The sequence below is a fragment of the Exiguobacterium sp. KKBO11 genome (assembly GCF_001644945.1).
GTDB lineage: Bacteria > Bacillota > Bacilli > Exiguobacteriales > Exiguobacteriaceae > Exiguobacterium_A > Exiguobacterium_A abrahamii.
In genome coordinates, this window is record NZ_LUCU01000033.1 from 78,993 (window position 1) to 95,623 (window position 16,631).

Consider the following 16,631-nt stretch of genomic DNA (forward strand, 5'->3'; position numbering starts at 1 on the left):
ATGATTACGGAACAACACATCATCGAAAAGATGCGTCAAGCGATGCAACGCATTGAGCAAACGACAGGAGCCGCGCAGAAAGAGCAGATTGCAGCAATGAAAACGTACTGTGAACTATTACTTGAATCTGAGGCGACATCAAGTTCAACGATATCGCTACCTACGTCAACACCTCAGGCAACACCAACAGTCGATCCGATGTTAGCGCGTTTCATGGGTGTTTCGCAGGAGAAAGAAGAAAAAGGCACTTCATTGCTCGATTTTTGAATGAAATGACGCGATTCAGGGAATAACCATCACAGTTGAAATGAGAAGGGGAGATACGTCATGAAAACAGTAATCGTCATCGGAGCAGGACCAGGAAACGGATATGAAATCAGTAAACGATTTGGACAAGAAGGCTTTCAAGTCGTTTGTGCAGCGCGGACGCAAGAAACACTTACAGCCGTTATCACGGAACTAAAAGAAGCGGGCGTGGAAGCGGTCGGAGTGGAATGTGATGCTTCACGAAAAGCTGATATCGCATCACTCATCGAATGGACAGAGGAGCAATACGGGCAAGTCGATGTCTTAGTCTACAATGCTTCGATTTTACATCAAGCGTCTGTCCTCGAAGTCTCGGCAGAACAGATTACGAAAGAGTTCGAAATCGACGTGCTCGGTGCACTGCATGCCGCACAACTCGTTGCTCCGTCGATGCAAGAACGGAAAGACGGCGCTATCCTGATTACTGGAGGCGGCGCTGCGATGCAAGCAATCAAATCGTTACCAGGGCTTTCAATCGGGAAGGCAGGCGTTCGTCAAGTGACGCATATGTTACACGATACGTTGAAGGAAGACGGTGTCTACGTCGGAACCGTCACGATTGCCGGGGAAGTGAAGCGTGGAACGGCACTTGATCCGAAAAATGTAGCGGAAGCGTTCTATCAACTTTATACGAACCGAAATGAAGTCGAAACGGTTCTTTCAGCAGACTAACGAATAAACAAGATAGCGTATGCGGGTTCGGGCTTTGACCGAATCCGTATTTTCATGGAAAGGAGCGAAACAGAAGTGAGACGATACGCCATGATAAGTCTGCTTTTTCTATTCGTTCTCATCGGTTGTGCACCAGAGGAGACAGACTTATTGGGAATCAAGCAACCAGATGACGAAAAAATCACGAAGGCGACGGTCGAACGCGTCATCGATGGAGATACATTAAAAGTAAAGTTGGCGGATGGGAAAATGGAGGACGTTCGTCTACTCCTTGTCGATACACCAGAAACCGTCAAACCAAATACACCGGTTCAACCATATGGAACGGAAGCTTCAGCATTTACGAAAGAGACCTTACCGAGCGGGACGGCTATTCGGTTGGAGCGTGATCATTCCCGGACTGATCGATATGGAAGATTACTCGCATACGTCTGGTACGGCGACAAGATGTTGAATCAGGAGTTACTTCGAAAAGGACTCGCACGTGTAGCGTTCGTCTATGAGCCGGACACACGTTATGTCGATATGTTCGAACAGATTGAACAGGAAGCCAAGCAGGCGAAGAAAAAGATTTGGGAGCACGATGGCTACGTTACGAATCGTGGCTTCGACGCTCAAGCGATTACAGAAACGAAATCCTGCGACATCAAAGGCAACATCAATCGGTCGGGTAAAAAAATCTACCATGTACCGGGAGGTCAGTCCTACGATGAAGTGAAGCCAGAGCAACGGTTCTGTACGGAAAAAGAAGCAGAAGAAGCCGGATTCGTTCGCGCTGCACGCTGATAAGCGCACACAAAAAGCCAACGGAAGCGATGGCTTCAGACTGTAGACAAATGGTCTGACTCAAAAAAGAATGACGCGTCTTTTCACGCCCTTTCCTTAGGCGAGAAACAAGCTCGTTTTTCCGCTCATTCGAGTAGGAAAGCGGGTCTTGTTTGTCTCTGACAGCGCAAGATTGCGCTTTTCCCTGTAGGAGTGGCGTGTAACGCGTCATTCTTTTAGTACTCGGAAGAAGGATCAGAGAAGCGTTTTGTTCACTCGACATCGATTCCTAGGGAATAACAAGTAAGAGCGACCCTGCAGTGAAGCGAAGCGGCGCGATGCTTGTCCCAGGAAAGCGATGCGAAACGAACAAAAAAGCGCAATCCTTCTCGTTAGAGAAAAATTGCACTTCGTCTTCAGTCTCAAGCCATCGAAATCGATGGCTTTTTGTTTATTCTACAGGTGGTGAGGGAGATTGATACTGCTGTACTTTATCATCTTCATCAAAGGAAATCGTGACATCGGTGACCCCTTTAAGAATTCGAATTTGCAGTTCAAGCCGGTCCTTGATGTCGTCCGCTTGGGCAATCGTTAAGTTGGGATCGACTTCAATCTCTGTTTCGACATGGAAGTGATCGCCTTCCTTAATGACTTCAAGCTTTTCAATATCACGAACCGCTTCATCACGTAATAGGATTTCACCGATTTTAGCAGTCAGTACTTCATCAATCTCACCGAGCGCACCGGCAGCGTTTTGAATAAAGACGTTATAGACGACGTAGAACATCATCAGACCAATCAAAATCGATGCAATACCCTCTGCTTGATAAAACGATGTGTAATGCGAAATCAGGACGGCGATGATTGCGATGATACCACCGAGAGTCGCAACAAGATCTTCCATGAAGACAAGGCGTGTCGCTGGTTTTGCCTGCCCAAGATGGGTGAAGCTTTGACCAACTAGTGTCAGCCCTCTAGACTTAAGCCCGGTTTCATGAGCAATCTCGATCATTGCTTTATAAAAGACGCCGACTTCGAGGACGACACCAATTCCAAGTGCCGTCAAAATGATCCAAAGCCCAGTCGTCTCTTCGCCAGGACCGTGTGCGATATGCAAGATGCCTTCACGAATCGTCTCATACGCAAGGAGGGCGACGACGATGATTGCAGCAAGTAAGACGAGGTTAACAAGGCGACCGAATCCGTTCGGGAATCGTTTCGTTGGTGCTTTTTTACTTAGAGCAGAACCGATATAGACGAAAAACTGATTCGCCGCGTCACCGATCGTATGCATCATTTCAGCAAACATTGCAACGTTCCCAGTCAAGATATAAGCGACGAACTTGATGATAGCAATGATTGTGTTGACGATTGCAGCAGCAAGTGCTGACTTATTGCCGCGACGGATCAATGAGAAAAAAGTGGCCATGAGCGGTTCTCTCCTTGTCTATTCAAAATAGGTTAACCGCGTCCTGCTTGGAACGATGGATAAAGTGTCATCCCGCCGTCCGCAAAGAGTGTGATCCCTGTGACATAACTCGCTTCGTCCGACGCAAGCCATGCGGCAACGGCTGAAATTTCCTCAGGTTTTCCGATATTGCCCATTGGAATCATACTCTCGACTTCTTTTCGTTGTTCCGGATCTTCGAATTTTTCAGCGTTAATTGGTGTATTGATCGCACCAGGTCCAATCGCATTGACCCGAATTCCTTTTGGGGCATATTCCATCGCTAGGGTTTGTGTCATTAATTTAACGCCACCTTTACTTGCAGCGTAGTGGACGAACGTTGGCCATGGAATGATTTCATGCACGCTCGACATGTTGATGATGCTACCTTTGACATCATGTTCGACGAAGTACTTCAGTGCTTCACGCGCCCCGAGGAATGCCCCTGTTAAGTTGACGTCGATGACTTTTTGCCAGTCTTCGAGTGACATTTCATGAGATGCTGACGGCATCTCGATTCCTGCGTTATTGACGAAAACGTCCAATTGACCAAAGTGAGCGACAGTCTCTTTAACGAGATTGATCATATCGTCTTCTTTTGAGACATCTCCTTGAATCGTGATGGCTTCACCGCCTTTATCTTGAATCGATTTCGCAATTTTCTTCGCTTCTTCCGGATGACTGCGATAGTTGATGACGACACGCATACCTTCCTCTGCATAACGGCGGACGATGGCTTCACCGATTCCCATTGATCCACCTGTCACGATGGCTACTTTTCCCTTTAAACTTTCATACATGATGCTTCACTCCTTCATTATTGTTTCGTAAATCCAATCATGATCCCACCAGCAACGACTAAAATACAACCGATGATGACGAAGGTCATTTCTTTCTTTGTCTTCGTTTCTTTTAGTAAGAGGACACCGCCAATCGTTGAGATGACGACTCCTGTTTGAGATAAGGAGAAGCTCGTTGCGACTCCGACTTTTGCTGTGGCAAACAGTAAAGCGACGTTCCCGACAGCCCACATGAGTCCACCGACTGTATTGCCGGCTGTTTTTTTCGTGAAGAGATCTCCTTCTCGTAAAGAAAGGAGAATCGCACTCACGACCATCCCGACAGCTTGTGGTAAGACTGCTTCCCATCCATTGATATCGAACCAACGGGCAATGACGACGTAGCCGACATACCCGACAGTCGAGATGAGAAGAAGCGTCAGTCCTTTTCCGATATTCTCATCTTCTTTACTCTTATCTTCCTTGTAAGACGTGAAAGCTGCTCCGGCAATGATCAATACAAGGGCACTGATTCCGAGAATCAACGCAGTTGTCGTTGACCACTCTCCAAAAGCGAGAACACCAAACAACGATGTTCCGACGAGTTGCATCCCTGTTGAGATGGGCATCGTCTTTGATACACCCATTTGACGGAATGCGGCAAATTGATTTTTTTGACCGAGCGCCCAGAAGGCACCAGAAAAGAATCCGGCAACCCAAGCAGTCGTCGACATCTCTGGGCTGACAAAAAAGAAGGTGACGATCGCGAAAAGCAATGCACCCAGAGTCGTACCGATAATTTGTTGCGCCGTTGAACCTCCGATTTTCGAGACGACGAGCGGCAACGATCCCCACATTAATGCAGGAACGATGGCAATTAAAATATCAATCAAGTGTTTCACCTCTCCTTACTATTATCTCTCTACTTGAAGCTGTACCCCGCGAGACGCGAGGAAAAACCTCGAAGCGCGAAGAGGAATTATTCTGAAATAAAAAACGTCCACCGAAGTGGACGCATATTGTCGTTCTATTTAACGGAACGGTTCATCAGCGATCCGGACGATTTGTCGTCCGATCCGTCGACCATTCCATAAAGCGATGACGGCGATCGTCAAGGAAATGCCCATGACGTCGTATTGCGTAAAATAATAGCCGAGATAACTAAAAGGCAGACTGATGATTCCGACGAGTGAACTCGTCCACTGTCGGATTTTGAGTGACTCGATGTTCGCGACACGAGAGAACTTTTGTTGCTCCATGATGCGCCAACGTGTCGGTTCGCTTAAGGCATCGTTAACAAGACGCGGGAAGGCGAGCAATCGCGCACCGTAAGAGCCGGCAATCTGGAGATAACGATTTTGGTTTTTTCCTTCGTCATCGAGCCAACGTCGAACCATGGGTTTGGCTAATTCGAGCAGGTTGATTTGCGGTGAAAGAATCTGAAGAATCCCAAGAATCGTCGAGGCAGCACGACCGAAGAACGCAAACTCGGCAGGGAGCTGGATCGGTTCGTTTCGGACGAGCAATTCGATATCGGATAAGACCTTCTCAATCAGTTTCGTATCGACGTTTTCCATATCACTCTCGAGATAGAACGTGACCGCTTTTTCAATTGCTTGTCGGATATTTTGCTTATTCGCATTCGGCAACAGGAATCGTAAATCTTCGAGACCATCGACGATCGCATCATAATCTAATGTGACGAAGGATTGGAGGATTCGTTGAATCGCTCGCATGTCATCAGGCGTTGTCGCTCCAATCATCCCAAAATCAAGCAAGACGATTTTGCCGTCGGACTGGACGAGGACGTTGCCCGGGTGTGGGTCAGCGTGAAATTTCCCGCCGAACAGTAATTGCTCACCAGCGTTCAAGAAGAGATTACGCGCTAGTTCGTCACGATCAATCTGATGTTCCGCTAAATAATCGAGATCGGTGATACGTGTTCCGTCAATCCATTCCATGACGAGCACACGATTCGTACAATGTTCTTCATAATAACTCGGAATATAGATGACAGGATTCGTCTCATACATTTTTTTAAAGTAGAGACCGTTTTTTAATTCAGTTCGGTAATTCAATTCATCACCGATGACGAAGACCATTTGGCGATACAGACTTTGTAAATCAGTCGATTTGTTTAATGAAGTCCGGCGTAACATGGCAATGACGATACGCATGGCACGGAAATCGGTTTTGATGATTTGTTCGATGTTCGGTCGCTGAACTTTGATCGCAACTTTTTTACCATTTGATTTTAAGATTCCGCTGTACACCTCACCAATCGAGGCAGAAGCGACAGGACGGGAACTGATATCCGAGATGATCTCTTCGATCGGCATACCCCAATCCTCTTCGATGATCTTACGTGACTCTCCAAGTTTACTTGAAGGAACTTTATCGACGAGTTCGGTCAGTTCCATCAAGACGGACGGAGGAAATAGATCGGCTCGAATCGACAAGAACTGACCGAGCTTGATCAGTAACCCTTCTAACCGTAATGCTTTTTTCTTATAGTCACGCGCAATCCGGATCATGATGCGCTCAAACTCTTCGTTGTTCGTACCTGGCCGGTTTTTCCGGGTGAATCGATAGATCGTAAAGATGTAACGTGCGAACATCGTCACGATGACGACAATGCGATAAAGCGCCCAACGTTTCATACGGTCACCTAGCTTCCTGTACAGTTTGTTTCAGTATAGGTTACTTTACCTAAAAACGTCACTCGCAAACGGTCGAAACGGTGACAGAAAATTAATGCTTTACGGAAACTAAAAAGAGAGTATAGTAAGTATTGGAATTTCTTTGTAGAAAGGTGAAATGTGCGCATGTCCTGGGACTTATTGAATATCATCGGCACGGTCGCTTTTGCGATGAGTGGTGCGATTGTTGCGATGGAAGAAAAATATGATTTATTCGGTGTCTGGTTACTTGCTTTGATCACAGCATTCAGCGGTGGTGCTATTCGTAATTTACTGATTGGTGTACCGGTATCGGCTCTCTGGTCGCAAGGTGGTCTCTTTTTAGTCGCGATTCTCGTTGCGTTGTTGATCTTCGTGTTACCCCAGTTGTTCTTGCCGCACTGGACACGTTGGGGCGTCCTCGCGGATGCGCTCGGATTGTCTGCGTTTGCGATTCAAGGTGCTTTGATGGCGACAGCAAAAGGACTGCCATTGTCAGCAACGATTTCAGCTGCTGTGCTGACTGGTGTTGGTGGTGGAGTAATTCGCGATTTACTCGCTGGTCGGAAACCACTCGTCTTGCATAAAGAGATCTATGCGATGTGGGCCGTCATGGCAGCACTCGTGATTGATCGTTTCCAATTGACGAATCCTCTACATTTGTTCACATTGCTCGGACTCATCACCGTTTTACGTATGCTATCGTATTATTATGAATGGAATTTACCAGCACGACGGTTAGGGGGAGAATAAGCATGAAAGTTTTCATTATGATTGGCGCGATCTCGATGATGTTATCGGTCGCACTAGGTGCATTCGGTGCACACGCCTTAAAAGATATGTTGACGGAACGGATGCTCGCGAACTGGCAGACAGGCGTACTTTACCAGATGGTACACTCGCTCGGTATTCTAGCACTCGGGGGACTCTTATTAAAAGCATCGATCCCGCAATGGTCGTTGGCTGCATGGCTGATGCTTGCCGGAATCGTCTTCTTCTCCGGTAGTCTGTACGTCATGGCATTGACGAATGTAACAAAACTGGGTGCCATCACACCGATTGGTGGCGTCTTGTTCATCGCAGCATGGATCTTTGTCGCGATTGGTGCCTACAAAGGATTATGAGGATTGACCGTTTTTCTTCCGTCATGAAGAAAAACGGTCTTTTTTTGTATGAAAAACGCCTACTCGCGATGGAGTAGGCGTAGGTATCAAAACGAATTCATCGTTTTGTCGTTTGAGTTTTGTTTAGCTTCGATAATGCTTGCTCATAGCGATCCAGTACGCGATCTGCAACCGGTTTCAGCTCTTTTGAAAGCACAGCGAATTGCAATTCACGCGATCGTGTCGATCGGTTCATAGCATTCCCCATGGTAATTCCTCCTTACGTAATCAACCTACTATTTTATAGCCTGTTTTGTAGCCGCAAGGAGTATATTCCCATGAGATATTTCAATCAAACGTCATTCAACACATTAAAGTGCAAAATGAGTATTTAATTGTTCACTTTCGAGACGGTTCCCGATGAAGAACTCACCAAACTCACCGTACTTCGCGCTGACTTCGTCAAAACGCATTTCATAGACGATTTTCTTGAACTGAAGAATGTCGTCTGAGAAGAGCGTAACGCCCCATTCCCAATCGTCAAATCCAGTTGATCCACCGATGATTTGCTGAATTTTCCCAGCATAACTCCGACCAATCATACCGTGACGATACATGAGCTCTTTTCGTTTCTCCATTGAAAGCGTGTACCAGTTGTCGCCATCGCGACGTGACTTGCTCATCGGATAGAAGCAGATGTGCTTCGCTTGCGGCAAGATTGGATAGAGACGATCACGCACGTAAGGGTTCTCGTATGGGTTTCCTTCGCCTGAACCACGGTACGTACCGAGTTCGACGACAGAAACGTAAGAATACGTCGGGATCAAGTAATCATAGAGATCGAGTTTCTGCATTTTGACTTCGACGTCTTGAATTTGTTCCATCGTTGGACGAAGAACCATCAAGACGAGATCGGCTTTTTGACCGATGATTGTATAAAGTGCGTGGCTTCCGTCTTTTGTCGCTTCGACACCAGAAAGCTCTGAGAGGAAGGCTTGGAACTCCTCAATCATGCGCGCGCGGTCTGTCGCGTCGACTTGTTTCAAGCGTGACCAATCGATCCGGCGGAAATCATGTAATGTATACCAGCCGTCGAGTGTTTCAGCGGCTTGTTGCGTAGCAGTCGGTTCAGATGTTTGGTGTTGCATGGGATGACCTCCTGAGTCTGAAATAAATTGTCTTTTTCCATATCCTATCTTATCACATTCTATTGAAACGCTTCGCCCGAAAAGGTCTTTGTCCATGAGATCGTAACACATGAAAAAAGCAGAGAGTGGGTAAAAGGGGAAGTGGAGATTAAGTTGCTTGGAAATAGTCTCTGTACCATTCTTGAAAATGACTGTAATAGTCAGTGAATATGGCTTCAGTGCTTTTGTTAGATAACTTTTTTGCAAATTGTTTTAACAACGATTGAGAACTGTGTATAATAAACGATGGAAAAGAAAATCGATCAAATCGACGACGTCGTGTTTACCTAAAAAGGAGAGAAACTCATGCAATTATTCGATATGTTAGAACAAAAGATTAAAGCGCACCAACCGAAAATCGTCTTCCCAGAAGGAATTGACGCGCGTGTTCTTGGCGCAGCTGTCCGTTTGAAGAAAGACGGTCTCGTCACACCGATCGTCATCGGACCACGTGTACAAATCGAAGAAACAGCAGCAGCGAACGGAATCGATGTCACGGGACTCGATACGATCGATCCTGCTTCTTACGCTGGAATTGATGAGCTCGTCGCATCGTTCGTTGAGCGTCGTAAAGGGAAAGCAACAGAAGAGCAAGCACGTGCTGTCATCTTAAAAGACGTGAACACGTTCGGTACGATGCTCGTTCACACAGGACAAGCAGAAGGTCTTGTATCGGGTGCGATGCACGCAACAGGCGATACAGTTCGTCCAGCACTTCAAATCATCAAAATGCAAGAAGGCTATAAAAAAACATCAGGTGTCTTCATCATGGTACGTGACGATGAGCAATACGTCTTCGCAGACTGCGCAATCAACATCGCACCAGATGCGAACGATCTAGCAGAGAACGCGATCGCATCTGCGAAAACAGCGAAAACATTCGGGATCGATCCGAAAGTGGCATTGCTCAGCTTCTCAACAAAAGGTTCAGCAAAATCACCAGAGACAGAGCGTGTCGTTGAAGCAACACGCATTGCTAAAGAACGTGCACCAGAGCTTGCGATCGATGGGGAACTCCAATTCGATGCAGCATTCGTTCCAAGCGTCGCGAAATCAAAAGCACCAGAATCAGATGTTGCAGGTCAAGCGAACGTCTTCATCTTCCCAAGTCTTGAAGCTGGAAACATTGGCTACAAAATCGCACAACGTCTTGGTGGATTCGAAGCAATCGGTCCGATCCTTCAAGGTTTGAACAAACCGGTCAACGATCTTTCACGCGGTTGTAACGAAGAAGATGTCTACAAACTTGCGATCATCACGGCAGCACAAGCGGTCGAAGAACGCCAAGCCTAAGCACGGTGTGAAAAAGTCTTTACTTTTTCGCTAAACCCCGTACAATGGTACACATCACGAAAATCACGAAACGTAAACGTATAGCAACGCTCGTATAATAGTGGGAATTGGCCCACGAGTCTCTACCGGATCGCCGTAACGGTCCGACTACGGGTGGTGAGTTACTGCTCTCTTTTTTAGCGTACAGTGGCTGCCCCCGGGTAGCGGCTGTACGTTTTTTCGTTTTTAAAGAGGAGAATGCATGTATGAAACGTCTACACGACATGATTAATCAAGAGGGAATCGTCTTATCGGATCAAGTATTGAAAGTGGATGCCTTTTTAAATCACCAGGTCGACCCGACCTTGATGTGGGAAATCGCCTATGAGTTCATGGATCGCTTCCAAGATGCCGGTATCACGCGGATTTTGACGATCGAAGCGGGTGGTATTGCCCCGGCAATGATGACGGCGCTCCGTTTAGGGGTACCAATGGTCTATGCTCGTAAGACGAAATCCGTCACCTTGAATGAAGGAACGATTTCAGCTGAAGTCTTCTCGTTTACGAAACAACAGACGAGTACGATTACGGTTGCAGAAAAATACCTACAACCGGGTGAACGTGTCTTGATCATCGACGATTTCCTCGCGAACGGGGAAGCGGCATTTGGTCTTGCTCGCCTTGTTGAGCAAGCAGGTGCGGAAGTTGCCGGTTTTGGGATCGTCATTGAAAAGTCGTTCCAACCGGGACGTCAAAAGTTAATCGAAGCCGGGTTCCGCGTCGAGTCACTCGCTCGTGTGGAGTCGTTGAAGGACGGAAAAGCGACGTTCGTTGACTCGGTGACCGTATGAGACTATCGAACTTCAAAGCCGCTAGTCTCGGACTTCAGCATGTGCTTGCGATGTACACAGGAGCAGCTGTCGTTCCGCTGATCGTTGGTAGTGCGATCGGATTGTCGGGAGAAGAACTTGCTTATTTAGTTGCGATTGATCTCTTCATGTGTGGCGTAGCGACCTTACTACAAGTGCTCGTCACGAAATATACAGGCGTCGGTCTTCCGGTCGTCCTCGGTTGTACCTTCACCGCAGTCGGTCCGATGATCGCGATCGGTAGTTTTCAAGGGATCACGGCGATTTATGGTGCGTTGATTGCGAGTGGGTTGATCATTCTCGTCATCTCAGGCTGGTTTAGTAAGATCGCCGTCCTGTTCCCGCCAGTCGTCCTCGGTTCTGTCGTGACGATCATCGGCATTTCCTTGATTCCGGCTGCAATCAATGACATCGGAGGCGGACAGGGCGTAAAGGACTTTGGTGACGCACGTTATCTCGGACTCGCTGGACTGACGATCGTCTTGATTTTAATCTTGAATCGTTACGGAACGGTCTTCTCAAAAGCAGCAGCCGTCTTGATTGCTGTGATGATCAGTACACTCGTTGCGTTTGGCATGGGGATGATCGACTTCAGTCCGGTGGCGGAAGCGTCATGGTTCCAAATGGTGACGCCATTCTACTTCGGTGTTCCGACATTCAATGCGACGGCGATCTTGACGATGACGCTCGTTGGTCTCGTCTCGATGGTTGAATCGACAGGTGTGTTCTTGACACTTGGTGAGATCACGGATCGCCGTTTGACGGATAAAGACCTAGCACGTGGCTACCGGGCAGAGGGTGTCGCGACGATCGTTGGCGGTATCTTTAATAGTTTCCCGTATACGACCTATAGCCAAAACGTCGGTCTAGTTCAGTTGACTGGCGTGAAGACACGTAAAGTCATTTTATTTGCGGGCGGATTTTTAATCTTGCTCGGCTTCTTACCAAAAGTGGCGACGTTCACGACGTTGATTCCAAAACCTGTCCTAGGTGGGGCGATGTTGATCATGTTCGGAACGGTCGCAGCGAGCGGGATTCGTATTCTGTCGCGGGTGGATTTCTCGAAGAATGAACACGTCATCACAGTGGCACTCGCGCTCGGAATTGGTTTAGGAATCAGTATGAATCCAGAAATCGTCGCCGGTCTACCATCGCAAATCCGTGTCTTGACGGACAGCCCAATCGTCGCAGGATCGCTAACGGCATTATTGCTAAATGGAATCTTCCGATTGACGAGTAAGTCGGAGTCACCGGATGTACCACTTGCTAAAGTTGAATAACAATTGTAACTTTCCGAAAGGAGCCATCCTGTATACTACATAGTAGCAGGTGGTTCCTTTTTTATACTGCTAACGTAATCAGAATATTCCGAGTATGTGGGTTTGGTAAGAAATATACATTGAAAACGTTTACAAAATCGACACATCTTCTTTATACTGACAACGTAGCGGTACGGGGAACTGCTAAGAAACAAACAGAGACGGGAAGGACGTCGTAAAAATGAAACAACAGACAGAGTTGAATCGGGGACTGGAAGAACGTCATATTACACTGATGTCGCTGGGGGCGGCAATCGGTGTCGGACTCTTCCTAGGGTCAGCAAAAGCGATCCAATTAGCAGGACCAGGGATCTTACTTGGTTATCTGATTGGTGGTGTCATCATTTTCATTATCATGCGAGCACTTGGGGAGCTTGCAGTGCGGGAGCCGGTGGCTGGTAGTTTTGCGGAGTATGCCCGGAAGTATGTCAGTCCATTAGCTGGCTTTTTAACAGGTTGGAATTATTGGTTACTCTGGATTTTTACGTGTATGGCGGAAATCACAGCAGTCGGTATTTACATGAAAGTATGGTTCCCGGATTCTCAGGGGTGGGTATGGGCACTAGCAGCACTTGTCTTGATGACAAGCATCAACTTCATTGCTGTTAAATTTTATGGTGAATTCGAATTTTGGTTTGCGTTGATTAAAATCGTCGCGATCGTCGCCATGATCATCTTAGGGACCTTGACGATTGTCATTGGTCTTGGAAACGGCGGCACACCGGTTGGGATTTCGAACCTGTGGTCACATGGTGGATTCTTACCAAACGGATTCGGTGGAGTACTTCTTGCCATGCAGATGGTCATGTTTGCGTTCTTAGGAATTGAAGTGATTGGGGTCACAGCAGGGGAAGCGAAGAATCCGAAGAAAACGATTCGAAAAGCCGTCAATAACGTCTTCCTTCGGATCTTAGTATTCTATATCGGAGCGCTCTTCGTCATTTTATCGATTTATCCGTGGGATCAAGTCGGTGCGAACAATAGTAGTCCGTTCGTATTACTATTTCAATCGCTCGGTATTGAGTCAGCAGCCGGCATCATCAACTTCGTTGTCTTAACGGCAGCACTCTCGTCATGTAACTCCGGTATCTTTTCAACAGCCCGGATGATGATGAACTTATCCGAGAACAGTGAAGCGCCACGTCGTTTCTCGAAAATCTCGAAAAACGGTGTACCGGCTCTAGCGACGATTCTTTCAGGTGTCGCGTTGCTCGTCGGTGTCGCTTTGAACTACTTCTTACCGGAAGATGTTTTTGCAATCGTTACGAGTATCGCAACGTTCGGCGCCGTCTGGACGTGGGCGATGATTCTGATCGCTCAGATGCGGGCGCGGAAGGTACATGGTTCAGCAGAATTTGCTGTTCCGTTCTTCCCGGTCGCGAACTATATCGCCCTTGCGGCACTTGCTGGTGTCATCGTCTTGATGGCATTTGACGCAAGTACACGGATCGCTCTGGTCGTTGGACCACTGTGGTACGCGATTTTGATTGCCGTCTATTATGCACGGGGAATGCATAAAGAGACACGTCAATCGATCCGGAAAGCATCAGGAGAATAATGAAACGAGCGGATCCGCAAACGGATCCGCTTTTTCATCGCTTCGCATCAAACGGTTTCGTTTTATTTTGATGATGAATTTGCTACACTTACGCCAGAACCATACAGGAGGTCATACGAAATGAAAACGATTCATGTAGACGAGTTACAAGAACGATTAGAGGCAGGCGAGGCGTTACACGTCGTTGACGTCCGGGAGCAGGATGAATACGATGCAGGACATATTCCGAACGTCCGCTTCCTTCCGATGTCTGAGATCGGCGAACGCTATACGGAGCTGCAAGAGGGTGAAACCTACTACTTAATCTGTAAAGCAGGCGCGCGAAGCGAAAACGTCGGTCGTTTCCTCGAGCAATATGGATACGACATCGTCAACGTCGAAGGCGGCATGATGAACTGGAAGGGCGATCAAGAAGCATAAGGGTAAGGTCTACCAAGGAAGACGACTCCATACGGGTCGTCTTTTTTTCATGTGAATCAATGAACGATTATTATTTTTACTATGAATATTCTTCGCTATTCTTCCGATAAAGAAGGTAGAATAGCGAGTCCTTGCACTCGAGAATGGAGTGACACATGGAACAAAAGATCAAACGAACGATGAGTATCAAACAAAAATTAATTCTGACATCGATTCTCCTATTAGTAATCCCAGCGCTCGTGATCGGATTTGTTGCCTACAATCAGGCGAAACAAACAATGACGGAGCAAATTCTACAATCGGCACATGGTGGAGTCGATCGAATGAACGATGAGATTCAGAATATCATTGATCCGATGCGACGCGATGTCGCCTTTTTTGCGGACCGAATTGACGGGACGCTCTATCAAAAAGGAAAACAAAATGCAGCGTTGAAGGAAAAAATGACTGAATATCTCGACATGCATCCGCAAGCGGCGAACATCTATTTCGCGACGACAGAAGGGGATATGAACATTTTCCCGGAACAAGTCATGCCCGAGGATTATGACCCACGTGAGCGCTCGTGGTACCAATCGGCTGAAGCAGCCGGTGGAAAAGTCGTCATAACGGATCCATACGTCGATGCTGCCTCGAACAAGATGATGGTGACATTGTCACAAACGACCGGAAACGGAAGAGGTGTCGTGGCGATTGATGTCGATGTCGACCGCATCGCGGAAATCGCGAAAAAGATTAAAATTGGTAAAGAGGGTTATGTGACGATTCTCGATTCGAATAAGAAGTTCGTTACGCACCCGACGCTAAAACCAGGTGAAAAGGCAACAGGGAACTGGGTTGCGCCACTCTACGATGACCCAGCCGGACAATTTTCGTATGAATTCAAAAATGAAGGTAAACAGATGGACTTCATGACGAACGATTTAACGAAGTGGAAGGTTGCCGGAACCCTGTACGATCATGAAATCACCGATGCGACGTCGAGTATTCTGTGGACGACGCTCGCAGTCATCGGCGGAATGTTACTCGTCGCAGCCGTCTTCATTTACTTCATCCTTCGCTCGATCTTACGCCCACTCGGTCATTTGACACGTGGGGCAGAACGGATTCAATCTGGTGATTTGACGGAACCCGTCATCGTTGAATCAAACGATGAGGTCGGGCAAGTTGCGCAAAGCTTTAACGTCATGGTCGATTCACTCCGCTCGATCATCATCAATCTCGACCAGTCGATCACACAAGTGGCCGGCTCGTCGCAGGAATTAATGGCGAACTCTGCCCAGACGACATCCGCATCGGAACAGATCGCGGGATCGATTCAACAGGTCGCAGCAGGGGCGGATCAATCGAAACGTCAACTCGATGCGAATGCCGTTTCGCTCCAGTCGATTACAGCGGGCATCATGCGAATTGCTGAGAGCTCAACCGATGTGTCAGAGCTATCACGTTCAACGGCAACAGAAGCCGAGAACGGAACGGTTGCTGTACTGCAAAATGTCCAGCAGATGAAAGAAATCGATGCCTCTGTTCAAAACTTTGGTGGCGTCATCAGTTCACTCGCACATCGTTCGAATGAAATCGGGAAAATCGTCGATGTCATCAACGGCATTGCCGAACAAACGAATTTATTGGCACTGAACGCGGCGATTGAAGCAGCACGGGCAGGCGAAAACGGAAAAGGGTTCGCCGTTGTCGCAAGTGAAGTGCGTAAACTAGCAGAGCAGTCACAGGATTCAACGAAGCAGATTGCACAGCTGATTCAAAACATCAAGCAGGAGACAGATCAGTCAGTCACGATGATGAAAGAAGTATCAGGACAGACGAAAGCCGGTTTATCGACGACAGAAGCATCAGCAGAACGATTCCAGAAGATTCTCGAACGGACGCAAGAGATGACACCGCGAATCGAAGATGTGACAGCAACTGTCGAGGAAATCGCAGCGAACGTTCAAGAGGTTTCTGCCTCTGCAACCGAAATCGCACATATCGCGCAAGAGAATTCATCGGCGTCGAAACAAGTCGCAGCGACGACAGAAGAACAGTTGAGTGCGATGGAAGAGATTTCGCAATCAGCCAAAGCATTATCCGATATGGCGGAAGAATTACAGGTTCTCGTTGCCCGTTTCCGTGTTTAAGACATCGATTACACAAAGCAAGGAAGCTAGTCTTCCTTGCTTTTTTTGTCTGTCACCATTTTGTGACGAACTGAACAAATAGCTTGGAATCCTTGTGAATCCGGGCTTGAGATGGTACTAA

17 protein-coding genes and 1 riboswitch are annotated in these 16,631 nt (G+C 47.4%); of the genes, 11 read left to right on the top strand and 6 right to left on the bottom strand.

The window, feature by feature from the left end:
- The 3 genes from AYO36_RS11450 (at position 1) to AYO36_RS11460 (ending at position 1,764) form a co-directional block, all read left to right on the top strand.
- Entirely contained in the window at positions 1-267 is a 267-nt protein-coding gene (locus AYO36_RS11450; RefSeq protein ID WP_050677319.1) for a DUF5327 family protein, read from the top strand.
- 60 nt (positions 268-327) lie between these two features.
- Entirely contained in the window at positions 328-978 is a 651-nt protein-coding gene (locus AYO36_RS11455; RefSeq protein WP_064300488.1) for an SDR family NAD(P)-dependent oxidoreductase, read from the top strand.
- Positions 979-1,128: 150 nt separating this feature from the next.
- Positions 1,129-1,764 carry a thermonuclease family protein gene (locus AYO36_RS11460; protein WP_231884710.1) on the top strand — a complete coding sequence of 212 codons (636 nt, stop codon included), beginning with the start codon at positions 1,129-1,131 and terminating at the stop codon, positions 1,762-1,764.
- 430 nt (positions 1,765-2,194) lie between these two features.
- Here AYO36_RS11460 and AYO36_RS11465 read toward each other — a convergent pair whose 3' ends face one another.
- The 4 genes from AYO36_RS11465 to AYO36_RS11480 all read right to left on the bottom strand — a co-directional run bounded on the left by AYO36_RS11465 (position 2,195) and on the right by AYO36_RS11480 (position 6,629).
- Positions 2,195-3,172, bottom strand: a complete 978-nt coding sequence (locus AYO36_RS11465) for a cation diffusion facilitator family transporter (RefSeq protein WP_064300490.1) — start codon at positions 3,170-3,172, stop codon at positions 2,195-2,197.
- A gap of 32 nt (positions 3,173-3,204) precedes the next feature.
- Positions 3,205-3,990: a glucose 1-dehydrogenase gene (locus AYO36_RS11470; protein WP_058265461.1), complete on the bottom strand. Its 786-nt coding sequence runs from the start codon at positions 3,988-3,990 to the stop codon at positions 3,205-3,207.
- Positions 3,991-4,007: 17 nt separating this feature from the next.
- Complete coding sequence (locus tag AYO36_RS11475; RefSeq protein ID WP_174316738.1) at positions 4,008-4,859, bottom strand: GRP family sugar transporter; 852 nt, start codon at positions 4,857-4,859, stop codon at positions 4,008-4,010.
- 141 nt (positions 4,860-5,000) lie between these two features.
- Entirely contained in the window at positions 5,001-6,629 is a 1,629-nt protein-coding gene (locus AYO36_RS11480; RefSeq protein ID WP_064300491.1) for an ABC1 kinase family protein, read from the bottom strand.
- Between the two features lie 165 nt (positions 6,630-6,794).
- Here AYO36_RS11480 and AYO36_RS11485 point away from each other — a divergent pair, with 165 nt between their 5' ends.
- Together AYO36_RS11485 and AYO36_RS11490 are read left to right on the top strand one after the other, a co-directional pair.
- Positions 6,795-7,400 carry a trimeric intracellular cation channel family protein gene (locus tag AYO36_RS11485; RefSeq protein ID WP_064300492.1) on the top strand — a complete coding sequence of 202 codons (606 nt, stop codon included), beginning with the start codon at positions 6,795-6,797 and terminating at the stop codon, positions 7,398-7,400.
- Positions 7,401-7,402: 2 nt separating this feature from the next.
- Positions 7,403-7,771 carry a DUF423 domain-containing protein gene (locus tag AYO36_RS11490; protein ID WP_023466753.1) on the top strand — a complete coding sequence of 123 codons (369 nt, stop codon included), beginning with the start codon at positions 7,403-7,405 and terminating at the stop codon, positions 7,769-7,771.
- 97 nt (positions 7,772-7,868) lie between these two features.
- Here AYO36_RS11490 and AYO36_RS16920 read toward each other — a convergent pair whose 3' ends face one another.
- Together AYO36_RS16920 and hemQ are read right to left on the bottom strand one after the other, a co-directional pair.
- Positions 7,869-8,018, bottom strand: a complete 150-nt coding sequence (locus tag AYO36_RS16920; RefSeq protein WP_023466754.1) for a hypothetical protein — start codon at positions 8,016-8,018, stop codon at positions 7,869-7,871.
- Between the two features lie 103 nt (positions 8,019-8,121).
- Complete coding sequence (gene hemQ / locus AYO36_RS11495) at positions 8,122-8,898, bottom strand: hydrogen peroxide-dependent heme synthase (protein WP_050677313.1); 777 nt, start codon at positions 8,896-8,898, stop codon at positions 8,122-8,124.
- 345 nt (positions 8,899-9,243) lie between these two features.
- Between hemQ and pta the strand changes: the two genes are divergently transcribed.
- The 6 genes from pta to AYO36_RS11525 all read left to right on the top strand — a co-directional run bounded on the left by pta (position 9,244) and on the right by AYO36_RS11525 (position 16,510).
- Entirely contained in the window at positions 9,244-10,230 is a 987-nt protein-coding gene (gene pta, locus AYO36_RS11500; protein ID WP_055969917.1) for a phosphate acetyltransferase, read from the top strand.
- Between the two features lie 70 nt (positions 10,231-10,300).
- Positions 10,301-10,400: riboswitch (purine riboswitch) on the top strand.
- 75 nt (positions 10,401-10,475) lie between these two features.
- Positions 10,476-11,060: a xanthine phosphoribosyltransferase gene (locus AYO36_RS11505; RefSeq protein ID WP_023466757.1), complete on the top strand. Its 585-nt coding sequence runs from the start codon at positions 10,476-10,478 to the stop codon at positions 11,058-11,060.
- A complete protein-coding gene (locus AYO36_RS11510; RefSeq protein WP_064300493.1) occupies positions 11,057-12,358 on the top strand; it encodes a nucleobase:cation symporter-2 family protein in 1,302 nt (433 codons plus the stop codon). Before AYO36_RS11505 ends, AYO36_RS11510 begins: the two co-directional genes overlap by 4 nt.
- Positions 12,359-12,578: 220 nt before the next feature.
- Entirely contained in the window at positions 12,579-13,955 is a 1,377-nt protein-coding gene (locus AYO36_RS11515; RefSeq protein ID WP_064300494.1) for an amino acid permease, read from the top strand.
- A 120-nt stretch (positions 13,956-14,075) separates the two neighbouring features.
- Entirely contained in the window at positions 14,076-14,375 is a 300-nt protein-coding gene (locus AYO36_RS11520) for a rhodanese-like domain-containing protein (protein WP_023466762.1), read from the top strand.
- A gap of 155 nt (positions 14,376-14,530) precedes the next feature.
- Positions 14,531-16,510, top strand: coding sequence for a methyl-accepting chemotaxis protein (locus tag AYO36_RS11525; RefSeq protein WP_064300495.1), 1,980 nt, complete (start codon positions 14,531-14,533; stop codon positions 16,508-16,510).
- Positions 16,511-16,631: the final 121 nt, after the last annotated feature.